The sequence below is a fragment of the Chitinophaga sp. ARDCPP14 genome (assembly GCF_051362515.1).
Taxonomy (GTDB): Bacteria; Bacteroidota; Bacteroidia; order Chitinophagales; family Chitinophagaceae; genus Chitinophaga.
In genome coordinates this window covers 147647-162876 of sequence record NZ_JBKIXB010000003.1, presented here as the reverse complement: position 1 = coordinate 162876, position 15230 = coordinate 147647, and the positions used below count along the sequence as shown (strand labels likewise).

Here is a 15230-nt window from a genome sequence, read left to right as displayed (position 1 = left end):
TTCTGGATTTTATCTTTTTGATTTTTTTTGATTTTTTAGATTATAAAAGCGAATATATACACTTACATCCCCTTAATCCTTTATAAAATCAAAAAAACAAAATCCAGAAAATCAGTATAATCAGTGTAATCCTGAGCCAAGACAAAATCCGCAAAAAAATATCGGCATCTTTGTAACATCTTCTTTTTACAGTCGTCTTCTTTCAAAACGCACTATTCTGCATGTCATTAGATCGATTCCTTACCCAGGTAGTTCCAGTCAGGCCAAAGCTTTACCGCTTTGCGTTCCGCCTGCTGGGCAACGAGGAAGACGCGCAGGATATCACCCAGGATGCCCTGATGAAAGTTTGGGGCATGCAGGAGAAGATGGCGGAACTGCAAAACATGGAGGCCTGGTGCATGCGCATCACCCGCAACCTGGCCCTGGATAAAATCAAAGCCAGGAAATACCGGATGTCTGATGAACTGGATAGGGCAGGAGAGCTGCCGGCAACGCAGCAGAAAAGTCCCCATGCGGTAACAGAACAGAACGATGTAATGGAAAAAGTGCATGTGGCTATCAACGCCCTGCCGGAAAAGTACCGCACCATCCTTCAACTGAGGGATATCGACGGGCATTCCTACCAGGAGATCGCCGACATACTCGATATAGACATGAACGACGTTAAAGTGAATTTGCACCGTGCCCGTAAAACGGTACGCGAGAAACTACAAAACCTGCAGGTATATGGATTATAAAGAAATCACTGTATTGGTGGAAAAGTACTGGGAAGGAGAAACTTCCCTCGAAGAGGAAGCGGTGTTGCGGGATTTTTTCAGTACGCCACATTCAGCCCTGCCGGAAGTATTGCAGGAAGCAGCGCCCCTGTTCGGCTATTTTCACCGGGAGGCGGAAAAAGTATGGGAAGCGCCGCCGGTAAAAGTGGTGAAGCTTTCGCCCTGGCGGCATTGGATGAAGTATGCAGCTGTGATCATGGTGGCAGTAGGCATCGGTTATGCGCTCAAACAGCACCAGCAGCGTGAACAACAGGTATTGGTAGCCCTGGAGCAGCAGGAACTGAACGATCCGCAGAAAGCGCTGGACGAAACAAAAAGGGCTTTACAGCTGCTGGCTAAAAACCTGCACAAAGGCACCTCAAAGATGCAGCAGCTGTCTTATTTCAATGAAGCTACTGCTGTGGTAGAAGGCAAGGAAGACTAACGGCCATTTTAAAACCTGATATAAATTTAGAAAGATGAAACGATTCTTGTTATTACTATTGGCAGTCTTTGCCAGTTTTCACCTCTTCGCGCAACAGGGAAGCGTTATAGAACGGTTTTTCCAGAAGTACGAGAACGATCGCAGTTTCACGGTGATCACCATTACCCCCAAAATGTTCAGCATGTTCGCCAAAGTAGATGCCGGCGACGCGGATGCCAAAAACATGATGAAGGTGATCCAGAAACTGAAAGGACTCCGTATCCTTACAAAGGAAACCACCAAAGATGGTCCCCGGTTGTACAAAGAGGCCGCCGCCTTCCTTGGCAGCGATTTTGAAGAGCTGATGACGGTACGCGACAAAGACAGCGACCTGAAGTTCCTCGTCAAAGAAGATGCGAAAGGAAATATCAATGAACTGGTCATGCTGGTAGGCAGTTCCGATCAGTTCCTGGCCATGAGCCTCGTGGGCACCATGGACCTCAATGAAATATCACAGATCGCCAACGGCGTGAATATCCAGGGAATGGATAAACTAAAAAATGTGAAGAAGAAATAACTTTTAAAAACCACCCCCATGAAATCATTACTCATTGCCGCCAGTTGTATCGTTTTGTCTGCCACCGCTGTAAAGGCCCAGGATAAATGCCTGCGGGAGTTCCGCAACAAGTACAGGGGAAGCGCCGAAACACATACCATCAGCTTTGGCAACTTTGCTATGCGGCTTGGAAGTTTATGCTTGTCGTTTGATAGTGAAGATGCAGATGCCCAGACAATGAAACATGCGCTTAAAAATGTGCGCAAAGTAAAGATGTACACCATCTCTAACGTGAAAGGCGGCACAGTGAGCAACGACGATATCGCCGATCTGAAAAGTAACCTGCAACGGAATGAAAATTTTGATTTGCTGATGGAAGTGAGGGAAAAGGGAAGCCTGATCCATATACTCAACAAAGGAAAAGACGATGAATTGGGTAATGTGGTGATGCTGGTGCAGGACGAAAATGACTTTTTGATCGTCAACCTGCAAACTACCCTGAAAATGAGCGATATCAACGAACTGATTCACCAGTTTGCCTCCAACTGATACTTACCGGATCATCACTTCCTTTACAATGTTCTCCCCGAGCATTTCATTCACCAGCTTGATGATCTTATCTTTCGAATAAGTTAGTTCCTGTTTTAGCGGCGCCACCGTAGTTGTAACGATCAGTGTATGATCGATCAGCTGGATACTCTGTGTGTAGCGGGCAATAGTTTTACCCATCAGTTTCTCCCAGTTTTCCTGGATGCGTACTTCCGTGAGACGGGGTTTCATCCTGCTCTTATTCATAAATTCCCGGAGCGCATCTCCGATACTGGTGGTTCCATGACGCATGGTGCGAAGCTAGTGATTTTTTGGTTCTCTGTGATGGGCTTTTAGCTTTTGGTGATCAACTTTACGGAGGAAAGCTAAAAGCTATATTGTTATCAGCTGTATGGCCTCGCCGGTGCCTGCAAATGCCTCTTGCAGGCGCTCTGCGTGCGTATCTGTAATGAACACCTGGCCGTAATTATCGCTGGCAACCAGGGCAATGAGGCGGCTCACCCTTTCCTGGTCAAGCTTTTCGAATATATCATCCAGCAACAGGAGCGGAGGAAATTTTTTATGCTGACGGATCACTTCAAACTGTGCCAGCTTAAGTGCAAACAAAAAGCTTTTGCGCTGTCCCTGTGAAGCGCTGCTTTTCATCAGGTGGCCGTTCAGCAAAAAAAGGAGGTCATCGCGGTGAATACCGGTAGTGGTGCGCTGTAACTGCATGTCGCGGTATCTGGACTGGTGCAGCTGTACCGCGTAATCTTCTTCCTGCAGGGTGCACTGGTACTGGATATTTACCACTTCGTGGGTGCCGGCAATATAATCGTACAGGCGCTGTACCTGCGGAATAAAGGTTTGGAGAAAGGCTTTCCGGGTTTCGTACACCGGTACGCCATGCATCACCAGCTGCAGGTCGAATACATCCAGCAGGCTATCCTGGTTCTGCCCGGTAGCGGCCATGTTTTTCAGGAGCGTGTTCCGCTGTAATAATATTTTCTGATAGATGATGAGGTGGTCGAGGTACTCGGGATACAGCTGGGAGAGGAGACTATCCAGCCATTTACGCCTTTCCTCGCTGCCTCCCAGGATGATGTCCGCATCGTCCGGGGCTATCATTACGGCGGGAAACTGCCCGATGTGCCGGGAAAAGCGGTCGTACCGGTCGTCGTTAAGGCTTATTTCTTTCCGGCCCTCTTTGAGGGTACAGACAATTTTTTCTTCCTGGTTATTTTTTTCAAGATAGCCCTCCAGCCGGAAGCCGTTGGTCAGGTACTGGGTATTCTGACTTTCGCTGCTGGTAAAATAGCTGCGGGTGAAGCAAAGGTAGTAGATGGCGTCCAGCAGGTTTGTTTTGCCGGCACCGTTGCGGCCGGTGATGCCCACGATCCTGTGCCCGAAGGAAAAGGTCGCCTGGCTGTAATTTTTGAACTGAACGAGTAATATTTTATTTATATAAAGCAAAGAAAAAGATTATTCGTAAATAATAATATGCGAAAATTATCAATTGTATAAGTGATAAAAAACCGCTCTAATGGGAACTTCCCTGTGATTCCCGTGCAAATAAATGCAAAACTGTTTGAAATTGATGAAATTGCATAATTTAATGGGAATTAGAATTGATATTTATATTTTACGATTTTCCTGTTATATTTGCGAACAAATTTAGAAAGAGTGCAAACTAAAACAGACGTGAAGACGAAATTCACCAAAGAGACATATCTGTACTGGTATGAATTGATGCTTTTGCTGCGCCGCTTTGAAGAAAAGACAGGCCAATTGTACGGGATGCAAAAAATCCGTGGCTTTTGTCATTTGTACATAGGACAGGAAGCAATTGCTGCTGGTGCGATGACTGCTACCAAGCCCGAGGATAAATTCATCACGGCCTACCGCGACCATGCGCTGGCAATTGCAAAAGGAATTTCCGCTAAAGCTTGTATGGCTGAACTGTATGGTAAAGCAACCGGTTGTTCGAAAGGAAAGGGAGGCAGCATGCACTTTTTCTCTAAAGAACATGGCTTCTTCGGTGGCCACGGTATTGTTGGAGCTCAGATAGGTACAGGTGCCGGACTGGCGCTTGCAGAGCAATACAAAGGAACAGACAACGTCGTGTTGTGTTTCTTTGGTGATGGCGCTGCCCGTCAGGGTATCCTCCATGAAACCTTTAACATGGCCATGACCTGGAAGCTCCCTGTGATTTTCATTTGTGAAAATAACATGTACGCCATGGGTACTTCTGTAGAACGTACCTCCAACGTATTGGATATCTATAAGTTGGCGGATGCTTACGAAATGCCGGCCGATTCTATCGATGGTATGAGCTGCGAAGCTGTACATGATGGTATCGAAAGAGCGGTGAAACGCGGTCGTGAAAACGGCGGTCCAACCCTGCTGGAAATCAAAACATACCGTTACCGTGGTCACTCCATGAGTGATCCCGCTAAATACCGCACAAAAGAAGAACTCGAAGAATACAAGGAGAAAGATCCGATCAACGAAGTACTGAGAGTTATTCAGAAAAATAAATGGGCTACCGAAGCAGAAATTGAAGCAATCAACGAACGCGTAAAAGTGGAAGTTGAAGAGTGTGTAACATTCGCAGAAGAATCTCCGTGGCCAGCCGATGATGAATTGCTGAAAGACGTTTACGTTCAGGAAGATTATCCATTCATCGTTGACTAATGTATTTAGCTATCTGCCTTAAGCCTTTAGTAAATGTAGCAAAGCTGCATCTGCTAAAGGCTTAAAGCCTAAAGCTAAACCCTATATTTAATAACCAAGCAATCACAATTACACCTTACAATGGCAGAAACTAAAGATAAAGCCACCGTGCCTCAACCTACAAAAGATTTTGACCTGGAGAAATCCATGCACAAGGCGGAAGATTTCTTCTATAAAAACAAAAATGTTATTTCTATAGCCGTATTGGCTGTAGTAGTAGTGGTAGGCGGTTTCTTCGCTTATAACCGTTTTGTAAAACAGCCTAATGAAAATAAAGCACAGGAAATGATTTTCCATGCGCAAAACTACTTCGCGGTAGATTCATTCAAACTGGCACTGAACGGCGATGGTAATAACTACGGTTTCATCCAGGTAGCAGATAAATACGGCAGCACCAAAGCCGGTAACCTCGCTAAATACAGCGCAGGCGTTTGCTACATCCGTTTGGGCGAATACCAGAAGGGTATCGACATGCTGAAATCTTTTAGTTCAAATGATCTGCTGCTGCAACCCACTGCCTACGGTTTGATCGGCGACGCTTACATGGAGCTGAATAAAGCTGAAGAAGGTATTGAATCCTACAAGAAAGCAGGTCACTATAACGATAATGAACTGACTGCCCCCGTATACCTGTTCCGTGCAGGCCAGGCCCTGGAAAGAGCTGGTAAGGCGCAGGAAGCAATCGCTATCTATCAGGAAATTAAAAAGAATTTCCCTACCACCAACGAAGGTCGTGAAATGGATAAATACCTGGCAAGACTGGGAGATGTAAAGAACTAGCTATTAGCAGTTAGCTGTTAGTTTTTAGCTGACAGCTAACTGCCAACAGCCCAAAGCTATAAAATATGTCCGAGCACAATAAGAGCTTATTAAATGACGCTGGCATTCTCAACCTGGAGGATGCCAGTGTTGTTATGGTGTATACCGAATGGAATGATGCCATCGTGAATGAACTGGTAAGCGGCTGTGAAAAAGCCCTCAAACAGTATAACATCACCAAATCAGAAAAAATAATTGTACCTGGCGCTTTCGAATTACCTTACGCCTGTAAGCAATACTGGGAAACCACCAAAGGCACCGGCAAACAGCCTGGCGCTATTATTGCTTTCGGTTGCGTGATCCGTGGCGAAACACCTCATTTCGATTATGTGTGTAAAGCCGTAACAGAAGGTATCCTTCAACTGAACCTTCAGTTACCCGTTCCTGTTATATTTGGAATTCTGACGGTAGATAACGAACAGCAGGCGCAGGACAGACTCGGCGGGGCCCACGGCCATAAAGGGGAAGAAGCTGCCATTACTGCACTGAAGATGATTGCATTGCAAAGAAAGTTAGCTAAGAGCTAAGGGCTAATCGCTAAAAGCTATAGAGATGAATGTACAGTTATTTATACCGTGTTTTGTAGATCAGCTGTTTCCTGAAACCGCCTTCAATATGGTGAAGGTACTCGAGAAACTGGGATGTAATGTAATGTATAACACGGAACAAACCTGTTGTGGTCAGCCGGCCTACAATGCCGGGTACCAGGATGAATGCCGTACCGTAGCTACCAAGTTTGTAAAGGACTTTAAAACCTTCGACTACATTGTTGCTCCCAGCGGTTCCTGTACCGGTTTTGTAAGAAACTACTATGGCAAATTGTTCGATAATTCAGCCGCACATAATGATGTGAAACTGCTGAAGAAAAACCTCTTCGAATTTACCGAATTTCTCACCGACGTATTGCATGTAACAGACCTGGGAGCTACCCTCAACGGCGTAGCCACCTATCATGATGCATGCGGCGCACTGCGGGAATGCCATATCAAAGAAGGCCCCCGTAAACTGCTGGAAAAAGTAAAAGGACTGGAGTTGAAAGAGATGAACGATGCCGAAGTATGCTGCGGATTTGGCGGTACTTTCTCCGTTAAGTTTGAACCTATTTCCATGGGAATGGGCGAACAGAAAGTAAACAATGCCGTTGCCAGCGGCGCCGATTACCTGATCTCCACCGACCTTTCCTGCCTCATGCACCTGGATGGCTATATCCGTAAGCACGGTACCAACATCAAAGTGATGCACATTGCAGATGTATTGGCCAGCGGTTGGTAATTCCAACTATCTGATTACGAAAATTAATTGCTATATGAATTATTGGTTGGTGAAATCTGAGCCATTTAAATATTCCTGGGATCAGTTTGTAAAAGATAAGATCACCTTTTGGGATGGTGTGCGCAACTACCAGGCGCGCAACAACCTCCGGGGCATGAAAAAAGGCGACCAGGTACTGTTCTATCACAGCAATGAAGGGATGGAAATAGTAGGCCTGGCCACCGTTGCCAAAGAAGCTTACCAGGATCCCACTACACCCGATCCAAACTGGGTGGTGGTAGATCTTAAACCATTAAAGCCATTTAAAAAGGCCGTGACGCTGGTACAGATGAAAACTGAAAAACGATTGGCCAACCTGTCGCTTATCCGCCAGGGCCGCTTATCCGTGTGTGATGTGAAGCCGGAAGAATTTGAGGCGATCATGGAAATGGGTGGTATGAAGAAGTAGGTACTTTACCAGAGATATAAACGGCGAAGGTTATCTTTCTTATGGAAGATAACCTTCGCCGTTTATGGAATTCGTGAAAGATGTTCATCATAGAGAAAATTCCAGCTCATGAAACATTCCTTCATATTAGCCTTTTGCACAGCAGTGGCCTTATTGCCGGCCTGCCGCAATAACAGTGCCCCGGTTGCAACTGAATTCAAACAGAAAGATATCCGGATGACCACGCCTGTAGTAGCCAGCGACGAGCTTCCCCTGTCTGAAAGCGAAGCTGATCAGGCGCCTGCCTTACCCATCTCTCAAAAAATAATAAAAAATGCGGTGCTCCGATTTTCCACTTCCGACTTTGAAGCCTGTAAAAAACGTATAGCCGATACAGTTAAAAAGTACGGCGGCTACATTGCCAGTGAAAAACAGGAAAATACCAGTATGCAATGGCGGAATGAGGTAGCCATAAAAGTGCCGGCGGCCGCTTTTGAACAATGCGTGGAAAGCCTCACCGGCGGCGCCTCCCGGGTAGATGAAAAAAGTATTACCTCCACTGATGTAACAGAAGAATATGTAGACCTCGACGCCCGTATGAAAGCACGGCTGGCAGTAGAACAGCGTTATGTGCAGATCCTGCAGCAGGCGAAGAATGTAAAAGAAATACTGGAAGTGGAGGCACAGCTGAAAGGCATCCGTGAAGAAATAGAATCCGCAAAGGGCCGGTTGCAGTACATGGATCATCATGTGGCCTACAGCAATATCAGCCTGGAGTATTACCAGACGTTTGCCAATACAGATCCGCAGTCGCCGGGATTCCTGCAACGCTCGTGGTTGTCGTTTAAAGATGGCTGGAACGGGCTTTTATCTTTTGCATTGGGCATATTGAGTGCATGGCCTTTGATTGTTGGTATTGTTTTTATTTTTATTTTTATAAAAAGAGGAGTAGGGAGATGGAAATCCCGTAAAACCCCAGCTAACGTAAACCTATAAACGAATTCACATGAAACCAAGATTGGTGGTGCTGACCGGAGCCGGCATCAGCGCAGAAAGTGGCCTCCGGACTTTCAGAGACACGGATGGATTATGGGAGGGCTATGATGTGTATGAAGTGGCTTCTCCGCAAGGCTGGGAGAAGAATCCTGCCCTGGTACAGGACTTTTACAACGGCCGCCGGCAGGACGTGAAGGCGGCGCTTCCCAATGCTGCACACACAGGCCTGGCAAAGCTGGAAGAAAAGTATGATGTGCGGATCATCACTCAGAATATTGACGACCTCCATGAAAGAGGAGGTTCCACTACAGTACTGCACCTGCACGGGGAAATTTTCAAGATGCGCAGCGTGAATAATGAAGCGCTGATCTATGATATCCGGGAGGATATTAAGATGGGTGACCTCGCAGAAGACGGTGGACAGCTGCGCCCGCACATCGTTTGGTTTGGCGAGGCGGTGCCTATGATTGAAAAGGCCGCACGGGAAGTATGGGAGGCCGATGTGTTTGTGGTGGTGGGAACATCCCTGCAGGTATATCCTGCCGCCAGCTTGTTGCAGTATGTAAAACCGGACGTGCCGGTGTATATCATCGACCGGAAAATTCCCGAAGTAGGAAAAGCGGATAACCTGCACCTGATTGAAAAGCCTGCTACAGAAGGCGTGCTGGAATTATTAAGTATCCTGTAAAATAAAAAACCTCCCCACTTCAGGGGAGGTATCACAAGTCCTTGTGCCCGGTTAGAGTCCATCATAGGAAAAAAATAACTTTGCGCTTATTCAAAGCTTTCTTCAAATCTGATATCATACTCCTCTAATTCTTTTAGAACGGGGTTATATATTTCCGGCATTACCGGTATTTGTAGTCCTGTTAACGTTACCTTATCCTGGAGAATCATTTTGGCCATGATGCCGAGCGGAAGTCCCACTGTTTTAGCCATTGCGGTATGTATGCTGTCTTCGCCCTGAACAATCATGTAACTGTGCATCCTGGTGGCCATGTTGCGGCGTTCAAACTCAATCTCGTGCATCATTACGATCATGTCCTTGTCGGCAGGCTCCATTTTAAGTTTGTTTTCCACCAGGAACTGGAGAACGCCTGCGTTGGTTTGCTCCCCTAAATTTATGACTTCTGTATTTAATAATCCCAGGAATTTTAACTGGCGGATCACTTTGGACTTGGTGCTAACGCCCAGGAACTGGGCCATATTCTCTTCCGGGGTGCCTGTTCCTTCTTTAACGGATTTGGTGGCCCACTCAGTATACGTAAGCTTATCCGTGGCAATCTTATGACCGTCGTCTGTCAGGCCCAGCTTCATCAGGGCGTTCCAGCCTTCGCAGAAGTCGGGATACCGGAGGGTGGCGCGCATAAAAGTGGCCAGTTCTTCCAGCTTATACGCCTGCATATATCCCAGTGAGTCACGGTTGGGATAGAAGGCCAGTTTACCGAAGCCAGGTACCTGGATCGTTTTTGTATGATCAAACAGTTGTTCGTAGCTAAGTTCCTTTACCTTTCCTTTTTCTTTGTAGGTAGCGCCGGAAACGCCTGCCATTACAATGTTCCGGGCATTCCAGGATACTTTGTACTGCCAGGGATTATCGTTGCTGTCCGGGGAGATAAGGCCCCCGCAGTAGGATTTAAAAGAGAAGATCTGTCCGCCTTTCTTTTCGATGGAATGAATGAGTTTCATGGCCGACATGTGATCGATACCCGGGTCTAATCCCATTTCATACATGAAGAGTAACCCGGCTTTTTCAATTTCGGGTTGCAGTTGCCGTACTTCTTCGTCGATATAGGAGGCGGTGAGGAGGTTCTTTTTTTCAGTAAGACAATCTTTGGCCACCAAAATGTGCAGGGTGGCGGGTAACAGGGAGATGACGAGATCGGTATCCCGGATGAGTTGTTGTCTGGCCGCGCTGTCTTTAATATCGAGTGCAGCGGGGGTAGCATAATATGATTTTCCTGTTTTGGATTTGATGAGCGAAAGATCATGATCGGCTACAGTGATATGCCATTTTTGCCTCGGTGCATTTGCCAACAGATAGTCGATCAAACTGGTGGCCGATTTACCGGCTCCAAACAACAGTATGTTCTTCATAGTCTTCTTTAGAAAAGTGATTAAGAATCAGGGGAATAACAGCACTTTTTATACTAATGTTCGAATTTTTAAGCAAATTCGGATTTGTTCTTATTATATATATGTTTTCCGTTGATTCGAACAATTGATTATCAGCCTCTTAGAAACAAATACTTTGCCAATATTTATATTCTAATATATTAATGTGTCTTAACATATTGCAATTAAATCAAAATCAGGGTTGTTTTACTATAACACAAATGCTATATAAATGGTTGTCATTCATTGTGTAAATCAATCATATATCGATATTGCAATATAAGCGTTAATCCCTATGGCGTTTTTTATTCACATTCTTTGATTTTTAGGCCGGAATAAGGGCTGAAATGGCTATATTTGCCTTTATCTGTTTTACGCAGAAAAAACTGTAAATCAACACACAAAATGACAGAGCATACGGAAAATCATCAGGAAGGGAGAATTGTCCAGATAAATATCGAGGAGCAAATGAAAACGGCCTACATAGATTATTCTATGTCCGTGATCGTGGGCCGTGCCTTGCCCGATGTGAGAGATGGTCTGAAGCCTGTGCACCGGCGCGTTTTATTCGGAATGAATGAACTCGGCAACCACAGTAACAAGGCCTACAAGAAATCAGCGCGTATTGTGGGTGAAGTAATGGGTAAATATCACCCACATGGTGATGCTTCCATTTATGACACCATCGTACGACTGGCGCAACCCTGGAGCATGCGTTATCCCATGGTGGACGGACAGGGTAACTTTGGTTCGGTAGATGGCGATATGCCGGCTGCCATGCGTTACACCGAGATCCGCCTGCAGAAGATCGCAGAAGCCATGCTGGAAGACATTGAAAAGGAAACGGTGGACTTTACCAACAACTTCGATGACACGCTCGAAGAACCTACGGTACTGCCTACCCGCATTCCCAACCTGCTGGTGAATGGCGCTTCCGGTATCGCGGTAGGGATGGCTACCAACATTATGCCCCACAACCTCAGCGAAGTAGTGGATGGCGCTATCGCTTACATTGAAAACAGAGAGATCACTATAGAAGAGCTGATCAAACACATTAAAGCACCGGATTTCCCAACAGGGGGTGTTATTTATGGTTTTGAAGGCGTTAAACAAGGTTTTGAAACCGGCAGGGGCAGAGTAGTGGTAAGAGGTAAAATTACCTCCGAAACCGCTAAAAACGGCCGTGAAAAGCTGGTGATCTATGAACTGCCTTACCAGATCAACAAAGCAGTACTGCACCAGAAAATTGCACAGCTGGTAAATGATAAGATTATTGAAGGCATCTCCGATGTACGTGACGAAAGTGACCGTGAAGGTATGCGCCTGGTAATTGATCTGAAAAGAGAAGCAATCTCCAATGTGATCATCAACCAGTTATTTAAATATTCCGAACTGCAAACATCTTACGGTATCAATAACGTGGCGCTGGTAAAAGGCCGTCCGCGTATCCTGAACCTGAAAGATATGATCGGGGAATTCATCGACTTCCGTCATGAAGTAGTAGTGAGAAGAACCCGCTTCGACCTGCGTAAGGCAGAAGAAAAAGCGCATATCCTCGCCGGTTACCTGATCGCACTGGATCACCTGGACCAGGTGATTGCACTGATCCGCGCCGCCGCTACGCCTGATATTGCGAGGGAAGGGCTGATGACAGAATTCGGATTGTCTGAATTACAGTCGAAAGCTATACTGGAACTGCGTTTACAACGTCTGACTGGTATGGAACGCGATAAGATCCGCGCTGAATACGACGACATCATGAAACTGATCACTTACCTGAAAGAGGTATTGGCTGATGAATCTTTACGTATGAAGATCATCCGCGAAGAACTGGAAGAAGTGAAGAAGAAATTCGGTGATGAACGTAAGACAGAAATCCAGTATCTCGCCAGCGAAATGAGGATAGAAGATATCATCGCAGAAGAAGATGTGGTGATCACCATTTCCCACCTGGGATATATCAAGCGTACTTCTGCCTACGATTACCGGCAGCAGAAACGCGGAGGCCGTGGCGCCATCGGCGGTAAAACCCGTGATGAAGATTATATCGAGCACCTGTTTGTGGCTTCTACACACCATACCATGCTGTTTTTCACGGAAAAAGGCCGCTGCTACTGGCTGAAGGTCTATGAAATTCCGGACGGGGAAAAGAGTGGTAAAGGACGTGCCATCCAGAACATGATCCAGCTTCCGGTTGATGATAAGATCCGCGCTATCATCGATATTAAAGACCTGAGTGATAAAGATTTTATCAATAACCATTATATTGTACTTTGTACCAAGAAGGGTATCATCAAGAAGACGATGGTGGAAGAGTTTTCCCGTCCGCGTCAGAACGGTGTGAATGCCATTACCATCAATGAAGGCGATGAACTGCTGGAAGCCAAACTGACTACCGGTGACAGCCAGATCATGATGGCCATCCAGAGCGGTCGCGCTATCAGGTTCCCTGAAGCTACGGTACGCGACACCGGTCGTGGCGCCATCGGCGTAAGAGGAATTGAGGTAGACAGCGACAACGACGAGGTGGTTGGTATGGTTTGTGTTAATAAGGAAGATGAACAGAAAACCATCCTGGTGGTTTCTGAGAAAGGATTCGGTAAACGTACCAACATCGAGGAATACCGTATTACCAACCGTGGTGGTAAAGGTGTGAAAACCATTAACATCACAGAAAAAACCGGTAACCTGATAGCTGTACTTGATGTTACAGAGAAACATGACCTGATGATCACCTGTAAGTCCGGTATCACCATCCGCATGGCCGTTGCAGATATCCGCGAAGCCGGCCGCGCCACACAGGGTGTACGCCTGATCCGCCTGGATGACAACGACGAAATTGCAGCTGTAGCACGACTGGATGAACAGGAAGAAGAAGTAATACTACTGGAAGAAGGCGAAGAAGGTAGCGAAACGCCCGCTGTAGCAAGTGATGAAACACCTGACGCAGGTGAAAATGACAATACACCGGAAGGAACCGACGGTGAAGCTACTGACACTACAGAAGAATAAATAAAATTATAACCGGTAACAGGTCCTTAACCCGGTCTGTTACCGGTTTCTGATAAAAAAAATACAGCCAGCTTTTAGTGGTAACTATACTACTGGTTGTATTACTATTTATTGGAGCACCATACTCTTATTGTAATCAGCAACTAAAAAAACAAAAGCATGAAAAAATTATTGGTATCTCTTCTCTTTTGCACGGCCGGTGTATCGGTTATGGCACAACGGGCAAAAGTTAGCAGTGCGGATGAGAACCTGAAGAAGCAAGATCTGGAAAAAGCCAAAGCGGATATTGACGCAGCATTACAGAATGAAAAGACCAAGAACGACGCTAAAACATGGCTGGTAGATGGTAAGATCCTGGAAGCTATGGGCACCAAGCAGAAAAGCGCTGCACTGGCAACAGAAGCTTTTGCCGCCTTCAAAAAAGCATTGGAGATAGATCCTAAAATGAAAGAAGCGGTGCTGGAAATGAACCAGCCGTTGTTCAATGTATACGCTACTATTGCCAACGCCGGTTATGCTAACCTGAATGAGCAGAAATGGGACTCCTCCCTGTATAACTTCAAACAGGCTTTTGAAGTAGCTGACTTCTACAACAGTAAAAACCTTGGTGGCTCTATTCCTGCAGATACTGCCCTCACTTTCTACGTTGGTTACGCTGCCAACCAGGCCGGTAAAAAAGATGATGCTTTTACCTACCTGAAAAAAGCAGCCGATCTGCAGTTCAAAGGCGAACCTGCTCTCTATGTAATCCTGGGTCAGCTGTATGAAGAAAAAGGCGACCAGGCAAACTGGCTGAAAACAATCGAACAGGCTAAAGCTTTATTCCCTAAGGATAAACGCTTTAACGATATGGAAATGGCTTTCTACAGCAAAACAGGTAAAACCAACGAATTACTGACGATGCTGGAAAAGAAAATCGCCGACAATCCAACCGACCAGGCAGCTGTACTGGATTACGCTATCCGCGTAGATAACCTGGCTAATCCCCGCGATGATAAAGGCGGTGATGCTCCTAAACCAGCTAACTACGAAGAACTGATAGGTAAAGCAGAAACAGCCTATAAGAAAGCGATCGAAATGAATCCTGCCGATGCTACCGCTAACTTCCAGCTGGGTGCCCTGTACTTTAACCGCGCAGTTGTTTTCAACAAAGAACTGAATGGCCTGGACAGCAAACAGCAAACTTCTCCTAAAGCAAAAGAATTACAGGGAAAAGTAGAAGGACTGATGGGTCAGGCACTGCCTTTCTTCGAGAAAGCTGACGCCGGCTTCACCGCTAAAGCCAGCAGCCTCGATGCAAGTGACAAACAAACTTACGAAAGCTGCCTCTATGCACTGCAGAAGATCTATGCGATCAAAAACAACACTGCAAAAGTAGAAGAAGTGAAAAAGAAACTGGACGGTTTAGGTGCTAAACAATAAACCGCGTATTGATATTATTGGAAAGAGTCCGCCTGACAGCGGACTCTTTTTTTTTCGCGGATGTTGTCTTGGCTCAGGATTACGCTGATTATACTGATTACCTGGATTTACTTTTGGATTTTTCTTTGATTTTTTAGATTTCTTATAATAATAATTAAGGGAGATAAAAGC

Annotated in this window: 16 protein-coding genes; 13 read left to right on the top strand and 3 right to left on the bottom strand. The window is 45.9% G+C overall.

The window, feature by feature from the left end; translation table 11 throughout:
* Positions 1-221: 221 nt before the first annotated feature.
* The 4 genes from ACLHR0_RS09730 to ACLHR0_RS09715 are packed head-to-tail and all read left to right on the top strand — an operon-like array spanning position 222 to position 2284.
* Complete coding sequence (locus ACLHR0_RS09730) at positions 222-737, top strand: RNA polymerase sigma factor (protein ID WP_436486180.1); 516 nt, start codon at positions 222-224, stop codon at positions 735-737.
* Positions 727-1200, top strand: coding sequence for a hypothetical protein (locus ACLHR0_RS09725; RefSeq protein ID WP_370913120.1), 474 nt, complete (start codon positions 727-729; stop codon positions 1198-1200). Before ACLHR0_RS09730 ends, ACLHR0_RS09725 begins: the two co-directional genes overlap by 11 nt.
* 34 nt (positions 1201-1234) lie before the next feature.
* Positions 1235-1756, top strand: coding sequence for a DUF4252 domain-containing protein (locus ACLHR0_RS09720; protein ID WP_370913119.1), 522 nt, complete (start codon positions 1235-1237; stop codon positions 1754-1756).
* Between the two features lie 18 nt (positions 1757-1774).
* Entirely contained in the window at positions 1775-2284 is a 510-nt protein-coding gene (locus ACLHR0_RS09715; protein WP_370913118.1) for a DUF4252 domain-containing protein, read from the top strand.
* A gap of 3 nt (positions 2285-2287) precedes the next feature.
* Here the strand turns inward: ACLHR0_RS09715 and ACLHR0_RS09710 are convergent, their stop codons facing one another.
* Both ACLHR0_RS09710 and recF read right to left on the bottom strand, forming a co-directional pair.
* Positions 2288-2575, bottom strand: a complete 288-nt coding sequence (locus ACLHR0_RS09710) for a DUF721 domain-containing protein (protein WP_370913117.1) — start codon at positions 2573-2575, stop codon at positions 2288-2290.
* Between the two features lie 81 nt (positions 2576-2656).
* Positions 2657-3736, bottom strand: a complete 1080-nt coding sequence (gene recF, locus ACLHR0_RS09705) for a DNA replication/repair protein RecF (RefSeq protein WP_436486176.1) — start codon at positions 3734-3736, stop codon at positions 2657-2659.
* 228 nt (positions 3737-3964) lie between these two features.
* Between recF and pdhA the strand changes: the two genes are divergently transcribed.
* From pdhA to ACLHR0_RS09670, 7 genes are all read left to right on the top strand, one after another.
* The gene (gene pdhA / locus ACLHR0_RS09700; RefSeq protein ID WP_370913115.1) at positions 3965-4957 is read left to right on the top strand and encodes a pyruvate dehydrogenase (acetyl-transferring) E1 component subunit alpha; all 993 of its coding nucleotides are present in this window, start codon (positions 3965-3967) and stop codon (positions 4955-4957) included.
* A gap of 120 nt (positions 4958-5077) precedes the next feature.
* On the top strand, positions 5078-5776 hold the full coding sequence (locus tag ACLHR0_RS09695) for a tetratricopeptide repeat protein (protein WP_370913114.1): 699 nt from the start codon (positions 5078-5080) through the stop codon (positions 5774-5776).
* Positions 5777-5841: 65 nt separating this feature from the next.
* The gene (gene ribH / locus ACLHR0_RS09690) at positions 5842-6342 is read left to right on the top strand and encodes a 6,7-dimethyl-8-ribityllumazine synthase (RefSeq protein ID WP_436486173.1); all 501 of its coding nucleotides are present in this window, start codon (positions 5842-5844) and stop codon (positions 6340-6342) included.
* 25 nt (positions 6343-6367) lie between these two features.
* Complete coding sequence (locus ACLHR0_RS09685) at positions 6368-7087, top strand: (Fe-S)-binding protein (RefSeq protein ID WP_370913112.1); 720 nt, start codon at positions 6368-6370, stop codon at positions 7085-7087.
* Between the two features lie 34 nt (positions 7088-7121).
* Positions 7122-7535, top strand: coding sequence for an EVE domain-containing protein (locus tag ACLHR0_RS09680; protein WP_436486171.1), 414 nt, complete (start codon positions 7122-7124; stop codon positions 7533-7535).
* Between the two features lie 108 nt (positions 7536-7643).
* Positions 7644-8510 (top strand): DUF4349 domain-containing protein, encoded by an 867-nt coding sequence (locus ACLHR0_RS09675; RefSeq protein ID WP_436486169.1) that lies wholly within the window; start codon positions 7644-7646, stop codon positions 8508-8510.
* Between the two features lie 10 nt (positions 8511-8520).
* Positions 8521-9198 (top strand): SIR2 family NAD-dependent protein deacylase, encoded by a 678-nt coding sequence (locus ACLHR0_RS09670; protein ID WP_370913109.1) that lies wholly within the window; start codon positions 8521-8523, stop codon positions 9196-9198.
* Positions 9199-9284: 86 nt separating this feature from the next.
* On the opposite strand, the gene ACLHR0_RS09665 is transcribed toward ACLHR0_RS09670, so the two are convergent.
* A complete protein-coding gene (locus ACLHR0_RS09665; RefSeq protein WP_429048022.1) occupies positions 9285-10607 on the bottom strand; it encodes a saccharopine dehydrogenase C-terminal domain-containing protein in 1323 nt (440 codons plus the stop codon).
* A gap of 423 nt (positions 10608-11030) precedes the next feature.
* Here ACLHR0_RS09665 and gyrA point away from each other — a divergent pair, with 423 nt between their 5' ends.
* The gene (gyrA, locus tag ACLHR0_RS09660; RefSeq protein ID WP_436486167.1) at positions 11031-13637 is read left to right on the top strand and encodes a DNA gyrase subunit A; all 2607 of its coding nucleotides are present in this window, start codon (positions 11031-11033) and stop codon (positions 13635-13637) included.
* Between the two features lie 159 nt (positions 13638-13796).
* The gene (locus tag ACLHR0_RS09655; RefSeq protein ID WP_370913106.1) at positions 13797-15059 is read left to right on the top strand and encodes a tetratricopeptide repeat protein; all 1263 of its coding nucleotides are present in this window, start codon (positions 13797-13799) and stop codon (positions 15057-15059) included.
* Positions 15060-15230 lie beyond the last annotated feature (171 nt).

Coding starts and splice junctions, on each gene's coding strand:
- ACLHR0_RS09720 (WP_370913119.1), top strand. CDS start 1,235: ATGAAACGATTCTTGTTATTACTATTGGCAGTCTTTGCCAGTTTTCAC.
- ACLHR0_RS09710 (WP_370913117.1), bottom strand. CDS start 2,575: ATGCGTCATGGAACCACCAGTATCGGAGATGCGCTCCGGGAATTTATG.
- ACLHR0_RS09730 (WP_436486180.1), top strand. CDS start 222: ATGTCATTAGATCGATTCCTTACCCAGGTAGTTCCAGTCAGGCCAAAG.
- ACLHR0_RS09715 (WP_370913118.1), top strand. CDS start 1,775: ATGAAATCATTACTCATTGCCGCCAGTTGTATCGTTTTGTCTGCCACC.
- ACLHR0_RS09685 (WP_370913112.1), top strand. CDS start 6,368: ATGAATGTACAGTTATTTATACCGTGTTTTGTAGATCAGCTGTTTCCT.
- ACLHR0_RS09725 (WP_370913120.1), top strand. CDS start 727: ATGGATTATAAAGAAATCACTGTATTGGTGGAAAAGTACTGGGAAGGA.
- ACLHR0_RS09680 (WP_436486171.1), top strand. CDS start 7,122: ATGAATTATTGGTTGGTGAAATCTGAGCCATTTAAATATTCCTGGGAT.
- ACLHR0_RS09695 (WP_370913114.1), top strand. CDS start 5,078: ATGGCAGAAACTAAAGATAAAGCCACCGTGCCTCAACCTACAAAAGAT.
- ACLHR0_RS09655 (WP_370913106.1), top strand. CDS start 13,797: ATGAAAAAATTATTGGTATCTCTTCTCTTTTGCACGGCCGGTGTATCG.
- ACLHR0_RS09670 (WP_370913109.1), top strand. CDS start 8,521: ATGAAACCAAGATTGGTGGTGCTGACCGGAGCCGGCATCAGCGCAGAA.
- gyrA (WP_436486167.1), top strand. CDS start 11,031: ATGACAGAGCATACGGAAAATCATCAGGAAGGGAGAATTGTCCAGATA.
- ACLHR0_RS09675 (WP_436486169.1), top strand. CDS start 7,644: ATGAAACATTCCTTCATATTAGCCTTTTGCACAGCAGTGGCCTTATTG.
- ribH (WP_436486173.1), top strand. CDS start 5,842: ATGTCCGAGCACAATAAGAGCTTATTAAATGACGCTGGCATTCTCAAC.
- ACLHR0_RS09665 (WP_429048022.1), bottom strand. CDS start 10,607: ATGAAGAACATACTGTTGTTTGGAGCCGGTAAATCGGCCACCAGTTTG.